Annotated in this window: 14 protein-coding genes; 10 read left to right on the top strand and 4 right to left on the bottom strand. The window is 58.6% G+C overall.

What is annotated here, in order from left to right; translation table 11 throughout:
- Positions 1 to 1,119 (top strand): SidA/IucD/PvdA family monooxygenase (locus NF876_RS33795; RefSeq protein ID WP_262272518.1); only part of this gene is annotated, 1,119 nt, incomplete at its 5' end.
- A gap of 9 nt (positions 1,120 to 1,128) precedes the next feature.
- Here NF876_RS33795 and NF876_RS33790 read toward each other — a convergent pair.
- From NF876_RS33790 to NF876_RS33775, 4 genes are all read right to left on the bottom strand, one after another.
- A complete protein-coding gene (locus NF876_RS33790) occupies positions 1,129 to 1,971 on the bottom strand; it encodes a VOC family protein (protein ID WP_210807134.1) in 843 nt (280 codons plus the stop codon).
- Between the two features lie 18 nt (positions 1,972 to 1,989).
- Entirely contained in the window at positions 1,990 to 2,490 is a 501-nt protein-coding gene (locus NF876_RS33785) for an L-2-amino-thiazoline-4-carboxylic acid hydrolase (RefSeq protein WP_210807132.1), read from the bottom strand.
- A 320-nt stretch (positions 2,491 to 2,810) separates the two neighbouring features.
- Entirely contained in the window at positions 2,811 to 3,119 is a 309-nt protein-coding gene (locus NF876_RS33780) for a hypothetical protein (protein WP_210807130.1), read from the bottom strand.
- A 1,305-nt stretch (positions 3,120 to 4,424) separates the two neighbouring features.
- Complete coding sequence (locus NF876_RS33775; protein WP_210807128.1) at positions 4,425 to 5,078, bottom strand: SOS response-associated peptidase; 654 nt, start codon at positions 5,076 to 5,078, stop codon at positions 4,425 to 4,427.
- Between the two features lie 206 nt (positions 5,079 to 5,284).
- Here NF876_RS33775 and NF876_RS33770 point away from each other — a divergent pair, with 206 nt between their 5' ends.
- From NF876_RS33770 to NF876_RS33730, 9 genes are all read left to right on the top strand, one after another.
- Entirely contained in the window at positions 5,285 to 8,167 is a 2,883-nt protein-coding gene (locus NF876_RS33770; protein ID WP_247654308.1) for a DEAD/DEAH box helicase, read from the top strand.
- Between the two features lie 189 nt (positions 8,168 to 8,356).
- Positions 8,357 to 9,055, top strand: a complete 699-nt coding sequence (locus NF876_RS33765; RefSeq protein ID WP_256439481.1) for a plasmid pRiA4b ORF-3 family protein — start codon at positions 8,357 to 8,359, stop codon at positions 9,053 to 9,055.
- A 62-nt stretch (positions 9,056 to 9,117) separates the two neighbouring features.
- A complete protein-coding gene (locus NF876_RS33760) occupies positions 9,118 to 10,521 on the top strand; it encodes an ISKra4 family transposase (protein ID WP_210807166.1) in 1,404 nt (467 codons plus the stop codon).
- Between the two features lie 163 nt (positions 10,522 to 10,684).
- Positions 10,685 to 11,056, top strand: coding sequence for a response regulator (locus NF876_RS33755; RefSeq protein WP_247654307.1), 372 nt, complete (start codon positions 10,685 to 10,687; stop codon positions 11,054 to 11,056).
- A 110-nt stretch (positions 11,057 to 11,166) separates the two neighbouring features.
- Positions 11,167 to 11,490, top strand: coding sequence for a hypothetical protein (locus NF876_RS33750; RefSeq protein ID WP_210807120.1), 324 nt, complete (start codon positions 11,167 to 11,169; stop codon positions 11,488 to 11,490).
- Between the two features lie 194 nt (positions 11,491 to 11,684).
- Positions 11,685 to 12,179: a response regulator gene (locus NF876_RS33745; RefSeq protein WP_315974908.1), complete on the top strand. Its 495-nt coding sequence runs from the start codon at positions 11,685 to 11,687 to the stop codon at positions 12,177 to 12,179.
- Between the two features lie 56 nt (positions 12,180 to 12,235).
- Positions 12,236 to 12,397 carry a hypothetical protein gene (locus tag NF876_RS33740; RefSeq protein WP_262272517.1) on the top strand — a complete coding sequence of 54 codons (162 nt, stop codon included), beginning with the start codon at positions 12,236 to 12,238 and terminating at the stop codon, positions 12,395 to 12,397.
- Positions 12,398 to 12,475: 78 nt separating this feature from the next.
- Positions 12,476 to 13,021, top strand: coding sequence for a sigma-70 family RNA polymerase sigma factor (locus NF876_RS33735; RefSeq protein ID WP_210807118.1), 546 nt, complete (start codon positions 12,476 to 12,478; stop codon positions 13,019 to 13,021).
- Positions 13,022 to 13,544: 523 nt separating this feature from the next.
- Positions 13,545 to 13,921: CarD family transcriptional regulator (locus tag NF876_RS33730; RefSeq protein ID WP_262272516.1), on the top strand; the 377-nt coding region annotated here is incomplete at its 3' end.

Raw genomic sequence — 13,921 nt, 5'->3', positions numbered from 1 at the left:
TTAACGTTCCGCGCCTGGTACGAAGCCGGCTTTGGCTACGATGCCTGGGAAGCCCTCTACAAAATTCCAAACGCCGTCTGGGCGCGCTATTTGAGCTGGCTGCAACGCGTGCTGAACCTACCTGTTGAGCACGAGACCATCGTTCGCGAAATCGCACCCTCCGCCGGAGGGCTGAAGGTCAGGATCAGGACATCACAGGGGCAGGAGACGTTGTTAGCGAGACGGGCCGTCCTTGCGACAGGAAGGGGGGGCGCAGGCGGTGATCGCCTGCCGGACATCGTAGATCCCGCGCTCTGGCCGGACCGCGCCGCGCACACAAATGAGGCAATCGACTTCGAGTATCTCCGCGGGAAAAGCATCGGAATCCTTGGGGGCGGTGCCTCGGCCTGGGACAATGCCGCCACGGCTTTGGAGCAAGGGGCCGCGCGGGTGGACATGTATGTGCGTCGCTCCATCCTGCCGCAGATCAACAAAGGACGCGGCTCTGCATCGCCAGGATACTTCTATGGCTGGAGCGCTCTTGATGACGCCGACCGCTGGTCCTTGTTCGTGTATCTCAACGATGCCCAAGCACCTCCACCGCATGAGACCGTACGGCGTGCCATGCAGCAGGAAGGGTTTAACATCCACCTCGGCAGACCGGCTGAAGCTGCAACCCGGCAGGGTGAGAAGGTCCTTGTGCGTATCCGCGGAGAGGAAGCTCCTCAAGAGCATGATTTCCTGATTGTGGGCACCGGCTTCAACGTGGACGCTGGAGCAATCCCAGAACTGGGCGCCTGGTCGTCCTCGGTCGCTCGTTGGAGAGACCGCTATGCGCCACCTGACGAGCTTCAACGCTCGGATCTCGGTGATTTTCCCTACCTGGGCTCCGGATTCGAATTGACCGAGCGGCACCCTGGCCAGGATCCTGACCTGACACGCATTCATCTCGTCAATCACGGCGCGGCCCTCAGTCACGGGGCAATCGCCAGTGATATTCCAGGTGTCAATGTTGCCGCAGAGCGGCTTGCAACAGCAGTCGTTGCAAGCCTGTTTCGTGAGGACCTGCAGGTGATCCGCCGATCTCTGGAGGAGTTCGACGAGCCTGAACTCGAGGGGACACCATTTTTCGTGCGCTGAACCGGTGCCTCACTCGACAAATGCAAGAGCCACGCCGCCGGCCTCGTTGGCAGGTACGACAATGCGATCCGACGCTACATGAGCTCCAGCAATCCGCCCGGACCTGAGATTCTCGAGAACCAGCTCGCGTGAGCGTGTTCTGAGGGTCAACGCTACCATACGATCACCCTGACTTGTGGTGGTCGCTGCCCCGCCGGCAAAGCGCCTGTCCACTTCAGCAGGGCTGAGAAACTGAATTGTCGCCCGGCCCGCCTGCAATGCATGACCGCCGGAGACCTCGGTTACTGCTTCAGACCCAAAGATCATCCGATAGAGATCGGCTGTCTTCGATGGATTGTCAGCGGCAATTGTGAACTCAATGATATCAGTGACGCCGTTGGGATGATGACGCCATTCGTCACGCCAGACGAGTTCCGGCGTAAAGTGATGGCAGAAGAATACACGGCCGTTCGGGATCAGCTGTGATCCTAATCTCACAACCCGAAATGCTGCATCCCGGGTGCCGTCCGGAAGGGAGACAGGGCGCGAGAACTCGGCCGGATTTTCGACAGGTACTCCTTTGTCAGCAAGAGCAGTATGAAGAGCCAAAGACTCTGTTGTCTTGAACACCAGCCCTGTCAGGCCCAATGGATGCTTCCACAGATCCGCCCGCTCCGTTTGCCGTCCAGGTTCATACCCGAGCAGTTCGAGGTAATTCTCGCCGAAGATTGCCAGATGGTTGCTCGACCCCAATGTGTGATGCCCCCGCTCAGTGAGCTGAAAACCGAGGCGGCGGTACAAATCAGCCGCGGCATCAAGCTGATCGAGCACGTTAATTACCACATGGTCGAGCGTTGGTGTGATCTGGTTCATTTCTATGTCCCTTAATGCTCAGATGGCTGCTCTCTGACACTGCTCCAGCTTGATCCAGCAGCATCCGCCACCGCGCCCCTGGCTCCAGGTCTGGTTCGAGAAAGCGACACCTGCCGCTTCAAACAGGCCTTTGTCGAAGAACCCAGCAATTTTGCACAGAAGTGCAATGCGCTCTGGGGAGAGCCCCGATGCTGACCAACTATCCTTCAAAGGGCAGCGATGCACACGAACTTCCATCGTATCGCCCTTTGTTTCGACCTCATGCGGATAAAGGCGTCCCTTGTCGGGACTGACGGAGAGAAAGCGATCTCCAACAGCTAAAGGATCCGGTGGTGTATCCTGAAACAGCCCTTTTGCGACCTCTTTGCCACGGCGCTCTAGTGCTCGGCTCATCACGGCAGTGGCTCGGTCAAGCCCAATTTCAGCTTCAAGCTCATCGAGCAGAACGCGATACAGATGACCTCGGCTCCGAAATGCCTCATCCAGCTCGTGGCGCAATGTTTCGGCTTCGTCTGACATGCTATTCTCTCACAGCTCTTTCGGAATGTGATTTCATCTCCAAGCTCACGATTGGCATAGGAGGCTGAACGGATGATCAGCTTGACTGGTAGAGACTTTGCCTCACGCGTTGAAACGGTTGTTGGGTTTGGTGACTTTGGGAATACGCCGTGGATGAGGGGGAGCTGACATTAATGGATATGCCAGCGATAGAGTTGGGGACGATCTCGGGCGAAGCTCAACATCAATGAGTCGTTACCCTGAGCAGTTTGCGCTCAACATGATGAAGCATGGAACTGATGGGAAGCGTTGACCCTTCGTTTACTCCTGTCTCTAGCAGCTCATACAGGAATCTCACTGGCAATCAGGGCTGCCGCCTCCGGACTGAACCCGACCTCCATCAACTCCCCTTCAAGATCATCAAGGCTGTAGGGTTCCAATGTAATGGGACGTCGTGCTTCTTCCTCAATCACGAGTGTATCGCCACTCCATTCCTCCTTCAGCACACTCGGGTACTCCTCCGCGGAACTGGTCATGACCCTTATGGCCAAGCCCTCATCTTCATCCGCGACTTGGTCGCTCTGGTAGAGTTTCACTGCAACCAGACGCCCTTCAACCTCATCTTCATAGACGGTTGCCCATTCACCCATGTCCCCTCCTGGATCATGCGTTGAGTCATCGCGGCGGCCATCCAAGCTACTGGAGAGCAGGAGCAATGCAACCGAAATCCTCGTCCCCTGAATACTGCTGCATACTGGATCCAGGAGGTTTGTTCCAACGATGAGGCTGTCGGAGGCTCTGTGTGCTCCGCACCCCTTTCCTTGGTTCGAGCCCAACGCAGGGGTAAGGCCGCCCGCTGCACGCTACAAAGGGTAGTTTGATATCCATTGCGCAACGGCAGCTTCTGATACCGTCCCAACGTAGCTACAATGAGCGACCGCAAGCCATCTCGTTTGGATTGACAAGAGCGATGCCAAGAACTCAAGCATCCCAAGAGCGGCAGCCTGATCTCTCTGAATGCCAACGGCCCTGGATGGAATGACACTCCCTGGAGACTTCCCCCCCAGCTTGTGCGGGATCACCCCGTGAGGAGTTTCGTCTTCAGAACATGCTGGAGCCACCGGACCTCTTTCCGGAGCCATTCAAGACGCTCCAAGAGTTCGGCATCCATCCCTTGAGCGTCTGATGGGCTGATCGTCTGCTGTCGCACCGCGTCAGTGAGGTCATGGATGATCTCAATCGATCTTGGGCCGACACCTGGGGTTGATCGCCACTGCCGATCCGGAATTTGGGTCATCTCCCGGATACTCGGACAGCGCCCGTGAAATTCCCTCAGGATTGCATTCCGCAACCGCGATGAAACGGCTTCCAGGGGAAAAGGCTCATCCAAACGCATGTGGCACCTACAGCATTCGATGGCCTATTGTTCTGTCCGTGACATTACGGCTGGACAAAGGCGATACAAAGGTAGGTGGTTGAAACCTGTGCGTTCTAAACCGCTGAAACCAATAGAGCTGTAAGAATTACACATTCCGGATGTCTCGACATGGCTCCCTCCGTCACGCCGACCTCGGCGACAACTAACCGGAAGGAACAAGAATCAACCCTGCCGGGTATCGAGCTAGACGAGTTTTTAGACTTGGGTCGCCTGCATGAATGCTATTGCAAGGGAAGAACGGCCGCTGTTGTCAGCGGCCGTTAAGTTTGTTGCTATACCAGGAAATGGTTCAATAGCGATCGAAGCTATACCGATAAGGGGTTTAAAGATATTTACCGCAGCTTCAGGCCCAAGGAGGAGCTAAGGTTCTTACACTCTCTTGGGTGAGCCATCGTGGCCATGCATAGCGCATGGTAGGGACAAGGTCTCAACGAGCGCAGCAAGGTTTCTAACTTCAGAACGTCGCAGAAGCGATACCTGAAAAATGCCGGGGTAGCCCTTCGTTGACTACAAGGGATCAAGTCACTGCATTGGTTTTGTCAGATCTTTCGCCTTCAGCAACAATCATCAGCATATCGTCAGGCAGGGGCCTTTGAAGTTTCAGTGCCTCTTCAGTTGGAGCATTGAGCCAGACGTCATATTCGTCCGGCGTGGTTAGGATCACCGGCATCGCTTTCGGATGGATCGGACCCACCACGCCATTCGGCTCAGACGTCAGAAATGAATAGAGCAGGTGTTCACCTTCAACAGGATCAGCCTTCGTTCCACGGACGCCGGTCCATGGTCGCCAAATGCCAGCAAACGCGGCAAGGGGGCGCTCTTCATTCAGGGCAAGCCAAACGGGTGTCTTTCGTGGGCGAGTATCCTTGTATTCTGAGAAGGATGTCAGGGGAATTAGAGCTCGGTACTGCGGCTTCAGCCAGGCACGCCAGAACGGTGAGCCGACATTGCGCACGTTCGTCACCGGATGGTTGCCGACCTTTGGAGGAGGGGGGAAGCCCCAACGCATCTGGATCAGCTCGCGCTCACCCTCATGATTTCTGATGACCGGCGCCATCTGGTCTGGAAAGATCGCTGGTAGGGGAGGGAGGTTGCCTGCGCTATCGCGGGTTACATCGAAGGCCTGCCGGATCGCGGCCTGTGTGGCGTACGAGCTATAGAGATTGCACACGGGTGGAACCCTCCGTCTTGGCATCCAGGCGTTCGTTTCATCCAGGAGCATTTGTCTGCGCCCAACGTGACAATAAGCGCTGCCCCACGCAACCCTTCAGGGTATAATCACTGCAATCGGCAGGCCGCGTTTTGATTTGCGAATCATAACGCATTTTCGGTCCGCTCCTTCACTCGTTTTCCATCGATTTTTCAGATCCTTGACCGATGCGGCCAAACTCCAATCCTGCGGACACCTTGCCTCGTACCTCCGTTTCGGAACTCAGCCGACGGATCGGTGACAAGCAGGCTGAGCCCTATCAGGCCAGGATCGCCGCATCTGTCCGAGAGGCAATCCGGCGCGGACGCTCGGGTGCGGTGCTTGCACCCACTGGCAGCGGCAAGAGCCTTCTAGCCGCAGGAGCCGCCGAGGACGCGATCGACTTAGGCAAGCCGATCCTTGTTCTCCACCCCGATGTTTCCCTGCTGCGCCAGAACTACGCCCAGTTCCAGAGCGTTCCGGCTGTCAAATGCGTCCAGACTGCGTTCTACGTCGCCAAGAATGAGATGATCGGCGATGGGCCGATGGTTCGGAATTCGCTTGACGCGGACGTAATCCCCGCCACGAACATGTCCCTCGTCAACAAGCTCGATGACGAGGACTTCCTGCGCTCCCTCGACCGGTTCGGCAAAAGGGGAGGGGTAGTTCTTATTGACGAGGGCCATAAGGCTGCGGCGGACGAGCTCGCAAAGGTCCTCTCTCGTGTTGCCCATGCCGGCGGCTCCGGCATTGTTCTGACCGCCACACCGTTCCGGACCGATGGCAAAGACCCGCTGGACGCTTTCGGCGCCAGCATCGAGCACGACCTGATCGACGTTGCCACCTATGACGAGGTCCTGGCGACTGGCCGCACGGTTCCCACCAGGTTCGACATTGCCACCGGTGAATTCGAGGCTCATCTCGGCACTGACGCCGTCCGGCTTATCGAAAGTGCCTTCCTCGCGCTCTTGGCCGAGAACAAGTCCGTCGACCAGGCCTCCCAGCAGGCGTTCTCCCGCTTCTTCAAGGAGGGAGCGAGCGAGGGCGACAAGGCGATCGCCGCGCTCATCGTTGCGGCCGTCACCCGGATCTGGGCCAAGCGTGCGGCGGTCGCGACCCTGGCGATGATCCACTGTGACAGCGTCGAGTTCGCCAAGGGGCTCTCCGGTTATCTCGCTCAAGAAAGCCTTCCGCCCGGTCATAGCCGGGAAGGGGAGAAGCCCCGCGTGGCCTTTGTCGTGGCCGGCGAAATACGCGTCTGGCGCAACGGCGCCGAGGAGGGGCTGAAGGACGGCGAGCCGGTTGGCCGTAAGATCAAACGCGACGAACTTCTCGATGCGGCCCGTGCCGGCGGCTTCGATATTCTGGTCAACGTGAATGCCCTGGGCGTCGGTACTGACGTTCCGCAGACTGATCTCAATATTCTGGCATGCCAGGAGCGCTCCATCGGCCGGGTGAAGCAGATCAGTGGGCGAGGGGAACGGGCTCACAAGGCATCGGGCAAGACGCACCAGGTCTTCGTTGATGTCGGCAATTCCATCCTACGGATTTTTAGCGACATCGACGCCATGCGCCGGAACGACCCGGAGCGCTGCCGCCGCCAGGTCCGCGGGCTGGCTGCCCCGATCCGGGAGCAGTTTGAGGCATGGTTCGACAAGGATCCCAGCCTCCGCGAACAGATTGAGGAGCGCCAACGCCAGATCCGCCTTCGGATGGGCGAGGGGGACAGCGAGCAGTACGATGACCCGCTTGATCCGACGATGGAGACTGGTGACGAGGACACCCTCCCGGTTCCGAAACCTTTCGCAGCTGGTCTGATGGCGACCGGCATGCGCCGCTATGACTCGGAGACCAAGAAGTTCTCCAGCCGCTTGGCGCTGTTCTGCGATCTCAAAGAGTTTGGTCTCTTCGACGAGGAAGCCGCCCTGGATCTACCGCGCTGGCTCGTCGCCACCCACGACGAACGGACAGGGGCGCAGCAGGCCTTCCTCTGCAAGACCCAGGACATTGCCCGCAAATACGTGGCCTTCGTCGGCATCCGGCACGATGGCGACTACGAGAGTGTCAGCCCTACCGATAAGCAGCGCAAGTTCCTCACAAGCCTTCAGCAGGCGCGGCCTCTCGCCCTCCCGTGGCTCACTGGGTTCGCGGCTCCAGCGAACGCGACCCAGATGTCGGCCGCCATCGATCTCCTGAAGGACAAGGCAGGGCTGCTTGCCCGGTTGCTCAACGTCGCCGCCGTCCGTCTGGTAGAGCGTGCAACCGGAGCCCACAGCCTGCGGGCCGACCTCCGCTCGGTTGTTCTGGATCGGCCTAACCAGCTCACCCCACAGAGGCGTGATCTCCTCGCTGCCTATTGCAGGCTCCGCCAGCGGTTCGCCGATCTCTACCCATATGCGTTTGGAGGAAAGCCGACGGCTTTTTCCGTCACGACCTTCGACCCCAGCGTACTGCCCGAAATCAAGGCCATCGTGGCGAACACGAACGTTCGATTCTTCATCATCGATAACCCAGAGAAGGAGGAGCAACTCCGCCCGAGCCTGGCCGAGGGTCTGATCAAGTCCTCCATCGTGGCGGTCGGCCCAAAAGGACCCAGTGAGCAGTGGATCCGGCAAAAGGCAGGATTCGGCCGCCATGACGATGCCGCCCGGGCACGGGAGCAGAGTTTCCGGGAGTATCTTACCGACCTCGCCGATGGTCCTGTAAGCAAGGACCAATCGCTGACGATTACCCTTGCAAGAACTGAGTATCTCGAGATCGCCGCCGCGAAGCCGGGGAAGGAACTCGTCAGGGCAATGCCATCTGCCGTGATGAACCTCTTGCTGCTCCTCGGGGAGGAAGGTGGGATGCCGGTGCCAGGAGAGCAGGTTGAGCTCATTCAGGATGCGATCGGCAAGAACCGGAGCGAGATTGCGGTCCCGTTCTCGTTGCCTCGACTGTGTGCCCGATACGCCCAGCGACAGGTGCCAGCGCAGAAGAAGGTCCTGAAGGATCTGGAGAAGGCCGCAACCTTCAAGAAAAACCGGGATGCATACTTGCGCTCCCAGAAACCGACATCCCTGGCTTCGTAAAAACCAATATGCCAGGAATAGCGATGGAGAATCCTGTGTCCCTGACGAGGCGCACACATGGCAAGACTGGGTACCGCTTCCATCGATGGATCGCACTGAGGGAGCATGAGGAAGTGTGGGGCAGATTGGTAACGGGTTGGCTGCACAACGTTTCGAGTCAGATGAAGCAAAGCTGCGAGACACCCTCATTTGCCCAAACGCACCCCATCCAAACCCGGGCTGCCAGATCCTTCCCCAGATCCAGAAATCCTGCAGTTCAAGGTCTGGCTGCTGGGCATCAGCCCTATGATCTGGCGACGGGTTCAAGTGCCCGCCAGCATGACCCTGCGAGAGTTGCACAGTGTAATTCAGGTGGCCATGGGCTGGGACGGCATCCACCTGTTCCAGTTCATGCTCCGGGCCCGGCGGTTCGGCTCTCGGGAGTTGGCGGCAAGGTCACCGGATATTTCGCTTTCAGAGCTGCGCCTCCGCTCAGGTGCCCGCTTCCGTTACGAGTACGACCTTAATGGTCCATGGGAGCACGACGTGCGCCTCGAGAGCCGGCATGAGGCTGACCCTCAGAGGATCTATCCCATTTGCCTGGACGGGGATGGATTCTGTCCGCCGGAGGACTGCGGCGGAGTGCCCGGCTTTCTGGCCCAGCGCGAGGCCTGGACCGCTCCGGAGACCAGTGATGACTTCGCCGTCCTCGCCGATTTCGTGGATCAGCTCGCTTTGAAGCGGAGCGAAGGCGCCTTGATCGACGCCGAGGAGGTCGATCAGGTCCGGGAGGCTCTGGAACGCCTTGAGGTGCGTCAACGATGGCCGGGCAAGCCGTTCTCGCGCAAGGACGTGAACGAGCGGCTAAGCAAGACCGAGTATCTCGACCTCATGCATCAACAGTGGTGAAGCCGTGCGCTCCAATGGCCAGCAAGGGCGCCCGGCTTTCCCAAGAGCGCACGGAACGTCCCATGCAGGTCAGGATCATGCTTCAAATCATCGGAGACGACGGATCCGTAGGCGACGCGGAGGAGGTCGCAGCTCTGACCAAGATCACCGAGCGGGCTGAGGATCTGGGCCTGTCCTTAGCCGAGAGCAAGACCCTGCTGGCGGCCGCTCAGCAGCGGATTGTCGAGGCTCAGGTCAATGGCTGGCTCGAGAGACACCGTCACTGCGCGATCAGTGGGCGCAAGCTGCGGTGCAAGGGCAGCTACCCAGTTACCTTCCGGACCCTGTTTGGCGATGTCCGGCTCAAGAGCCCACGCTTCTACGTGCCCAAAGAGCGGCAGACCAACGGTCCGGCAACGATCTCGCCACTGACGGAGCTGCTTCCCGATCATGTTGCGCCAGAGCGCCTGTACCTCGAGACTCGTTGGGCCTCGCTTGTGCCCTATGCAGCAGCAGCCGATCTCCTGGCCGACGTGCTTCCTGTCGGGAGCGGCGTCAACGCAACGACGGTACGTCAGCATGTGCTGCGCGCCGCCGAGCGGATGGAGGGTGACCTCACTGAGCAGCGGGTCTCGTTTATGGAGGGAACGGACCCTCGCGATTGGGAGGATCTGCCGACCCCTGATGGACGAATGGTCATCGGCCTGGATGGCGGCTACATCCACGACTGGCGCGACAGAAAGCGGAACTTCGAGCTGATCGTCGGCCGGTCCATGCCCGAAGAAGGAGAGGCTCGGTATATCGGTTTCGTCCACGGCTACGATCGCAAGCCGCAGCGCCGCATCATTAACCATCTCCGCCGACAGGGTTTCTTGGCCAATCAGGATCTGACCTTTATCACAGACGGTGGTGACGAGGTGCGGTCACTGGCCGAGCGGATCAGCCCGTGCAGCGAGCACGTGCTCGATTGGTTCCACATCACGATGCGGATCACGGTCTTGCGGCAGTTCGCCCAGGGACTGGTGCACCATGACAAGGAAGGCGGGATGGCGGCTCTGGATGAGCTGCGCCGAATCAAGTGGTTCCTATGGCACGGCAACACCTATCGAGCCAGCGAGACCATCGATGATCTGCTCCTTGATCTCGAAGCTCTGAACACTCGCTATCCCAACCTGCGCAAGTTCAGGGTGGCCATGCGGGAGTTCCAGGTCTATATCACCAGCAACGAGGCGAGCCTGATCAACTATGGCGAGCGCTACCGGTCTGGTGAGCGGATCTCCTCGGCTTTCGTTGAGGCAACGGTGAACGCAGTTATCAGCAAGCGCTTTGCCAAGAAGCAGCAGATGCAGTGGAGTCGACGCGGAGCTCATCTGCTCCTGCAGACGCGGACCAGGACCTTGGATGGCTCACTGCGTGCCGCATTCGAGCACTGGTACCCGAGTATGATAAACGACAATAACAGGGATCAGAATCGAGCAGCCGCCTAACTGCCCCACAACTCCTCATGCTCTCTGCGACTGCGGGCTGGGACTAGATCGTGATTTGGGACTCGACGCGGGACGGGGTCAGCGGCGACGGAAGGAACGGCCCTCATCGGGTCATCCTGCGCCGGCGGGAACGACAGCAATGCCAAGCCAAGAAAGGATGACGATGCCTCAGGACACAGCCAGCCGCCGCTTTCTCCTCGTCGAGGACGAAGCCATGATCGCGCTGCTGGTCGAGGACATGCTCGAGGACCTCGGCCATGAGCTGGTCAAGGTCGCCACCCGCCTTGAGGACGCGGTTGCCGCTGCCGGGACCGAGGCCGTCGACCTGGCGATCCTCGACCTCAACCTGGGCGGCGCCCTGACCTATCCGGCGGCCGACGTGCTCGCGGAGCGGGGCATCCCGTTCATCTTCGCGACGGGTTACGGCAGCGGCGGGCTCAAGGAGGGCTATGCCGCCCGTCCGACGCTGCAAAAGCCGTTCAACACGGAGGCGCTGGAACAGGCGATCGGGCAGGCGCTCGGGCGCGGAGCCTGAGATCCCCCGAACGCAGGACAGGCGCCGGCCACCTGGGACGGATCGCCGTCAATGGGACTCGGAACGTCCTCGAGCGTTACAACAGCTTGCGATTGCGTGCCGATGACACGATGAACCACGAGCCGCGGGAGGCCGCACCGGGACGTTCCCCCGAGCAGGGCGGAACCTCGGCCGACGAACTGGCCTACCGCCTGCACCAGCAGGAGCTATTGGCAGGCTTCGGCGTCCTCGCGTTGCGGACGCCGGATTTCGTGGACCTGCTCCAGGAGGCCACCCGGCTCTGCGCGCAGGGGCTCCACACCCGGTATTGCAAGGCCATGGAGTACCTGCCCGACGAGGACCGGTTCATCGTCCGTGCCGGGCCCCTTAGCCCTAAGTTTAAGAGCCGTTTTGCAGCTACGCTGAAACCTATGGCTTCGCCCATGGTTAGATGATCATTAACCCAAGTTAATAACCCACGTTAATGTAACAGGCCGCAAAGGCTCAGCCCGGGCATCTCCCCTTATGATCCTTTATCCTGGTGAGCTGTCACCAACCCATCGCCTTGCCGCTCTCGCGCCAGCTGTCGATCGCTACGTCCGTGAGACATACAACGGTCTGCTCAGCCTCCCGGTGCCTGAGCAAATTTATGATCTTGTCCGTTCATACGGGCAGGATAATCAATCCCAATCACAAGCTGAGGAACGCCAAGAGGATGGGACAACGAATTGACGTCAACCGCAAAGCTTTGGTCGTTGAGGATGATGCGGAGCTTCGATTTCTAGCCGTCGCGCTGCTAGAGGAAACTGATCTTGAGATTGTTGAGGCATCCAGCGGTGAAGAGGCTTTGCAATACTTGCATCACCACGCGGATGAGGTCGCCTTCCTGTTTTCTGATGTGAGGCTCCCATGCCTGATGAGCGGTGTGGACCTGGCACGAACCGTCAGCTTGAAGTGGCCTTGGATCAGGACTGTCCTCACCTCCGGTGCTCCTCTTGAAGAGGTCAGCAACACGGCATTGAGAGATGTACGCTTTATGCCCAAGCCCTGGAGGGCCCTTGAGGTGCTGATCGAGGCTGAGAAGGCCAGTGACACGCACCATATGGGCGAGGTCCTGAGTCGTGGGCACGCCGGAACTCACTGACTTCCTCGTGCGTAGTACTCGCAACCTATCACTAAGTTAATCAATGGAGAGATGGCATGTCAGAAGCGCGCCTGCCGAACATTCGCGTCCTATCTGTACCTGTCGCGAATGTCATTATTCTCAATAGCATCGGGTCTAAGCTGCGTTCGCATTATGAGGATGCACTTTACAAGCCTGTTCCGCCACAGATTGACAACATCCTGCGTCAACTAAACTAATCATATAGTCGAATTGTGCTAGTAGGCTGAAACCAATCTTGGCGGTTTTCGTTCTGAAGCTAAACCGGAGCTGCCAAGATGACTGCGCCATCCATCACCCGCGATGAACTCCTCGCTGCTATTCCGAACCTTCGTGCCTTTGCTATCTCGCTCTGCGGGAACAGGGATAGCGCGGACGATCTGGTTCAGGACACGCTCATGAGAGCTTGGTCTAACATGGACCGCTATACAGCCGGCACCAATCTTCACGCATGGCTGTTTACAATCCTGCGGAATAGCTTCTTCTCGCGACATCGTAAGATTGTGCGTGAAGTTGAGGACGCCGACGGCTCCTATGCAAACCGTCTTTCCACGGCTCCTGAACAGCAAGCCCATCTCGATCTACAGCACTTTCAACGGGCGTTGATGAAACTTTCAGCGGATCAACGTGAAGCGCTCCTGCTCGTCGGCGCTGAAGGTTACTCTTACGAGGAAGCCGCCAGGATTTGCGGCTGTGCTGAAGGAACGATCAAGAGTCGTGTTAACCGTGCCCGCAATCGTTTGGCAGAGCTTCTTGGATTGGAGAATGGCGGGGACCTCGGTGTTGATCAGGTTGTGATGGCGGCACTTCCAAGAGCTGCATAAAAATCATGTAGAAGCACCCGGTTGCGCCCTCAAAGTAGGTCCTATTACAAATTCACCTCAAATACTCTGGACCGGTGGCACCGTGCACCAGCCTTCACCCTGCTGGTTGATGGACTGCATTACAGAGGGTGAGGTAGTGGCTCCCATCATCAGCTTGGGCTGTAGAGTGTACATGTGGCGCTGACCGGACCGGCATAGGGTAACCAAACGACCGATCATGGCACATTGGCGAAGTAGACCGGATGTTTGCTGCCGAAGGGGACATCAGACATTCCCGAGGCTTTCGCAATTTCCTCGAATCCCCTATAGCCGATTATCTGCCTGATGCCGAGGTGTGGCGTGTACTCTAGCCAGACACTGCTGGATCCTCCGAATGGAGCGCAGCCGTTCCGTGGGAACCACGTAAGACGCTTCGAGTTCTGCAAACCTATGGTGCATTGACGCGACAATCGCGAGATCCGCATCTACGACGCAGGCTTATTTCATAGAGGCCTAGTTTGTATCTAACGGAGATCATGTCTGGATGGCCACGAAGAACAATGCCCTGTCCTTTAAGATCGGTGAAACGGTTGTGTACCCGGCCCATGGTGTGGGTGTGATCACTGCAATTGAGGAGCAGGAGGTTGCCGGGTTCAAGCTTGAGTTCTTTGTGATCACCTTCGATAAGGATCGCCTCACCCTTCGGGTTCCCCTGACCAAAGCCAAGAGCAGCGGCCTGAGAAAACTGTCGGAACCTGCTGTGGTGAAGCAGGCACTCGACCTCCTGAGCGGAAAGGCAATGGCCAAGCGCGGCGTGTGGAGCCGGCGCTCCAACGACCTTCAGGAGCGTATCGGGACCGGGCAACTGACAGCTATTGCTGAAGTTTTGCGGGATCTCAATCGCGGCTCAGAGCAGCAGGA

The sequence above is a fragment of the Microvirga yunnanensis genome, assembly GCF_025460875.1.
This window is presented reverse-complemented; position numbering and strand designations above follow the sequence as displayed.

Coding starts and splice junctions, on each gene's coding strand:
- NF876_RS33790 (WP_210807134.1), bottom strand. CDS start 1,971: ATGAACCAGATCACACCAACGCTCGACCATGTGGTAATTAACGTGCTC.
- NF876_RS33785 (WP_210807132.1), bottom strand. CDS start 2,490: ATGTCAGACGAAGCCGAAACATTGCGCCACGAGCTGGATGAGGCATTT.
- NF876_RS33780 (WP_210807130.1), bottom strand. CDS start 3,119: ATGGGTGAATGGGCAACCGTCTATGAAGATGAGGTTGAAGGGCGTCTG.
- NF876_RS33770 (WP_247654308.1), top strand. CDS start 5,285: ATGCGGCCAAACTCCAATCCTGCGGACACCTTGCCTCGTACCTCCGTT.
- NF876_RS33760 (WP_210807166.1), top strand. CDS start 9,118: ATGCAGGTCAGGATCATGCTTCAAATCATCGGAGACGACGGATCCGTA.
- NF876_RS33755 (WP_247654307.1), top strand. CDS start 10,685: ATGCCTCAGGACACAGCCAGCCGCCGCTTTCTCCTCGTCGAGGACGAA.
- NF876_RS33750 (WP_210807120.1), top strand. CDS start 11,167: ATGAACCACGAGCCGCGGGAGGCCGCACCGGGACGTTCCCCCGAGCAG.
- NF876_RS33745 (WP_315974908.1), top strand. CDS start 11,685: ATGATCTTGTCCGTTCATACGGGCAGGATAATCAATCCCAATCACAAG.
- NF876_RS33740 (WP_262272517.1), top strand. CDS start 12,236: ATGTCAGAAGCGCGCCTGCCGAACATTCGCGTCCTATCTGTACCTGTC.
- NF876_RS33735 (WP_210807118.1), top strand. CDS start 12,476: ATGACTGCGCCATCCATCACCCGCGATGAACTCCTCGCTGCTATTCCG.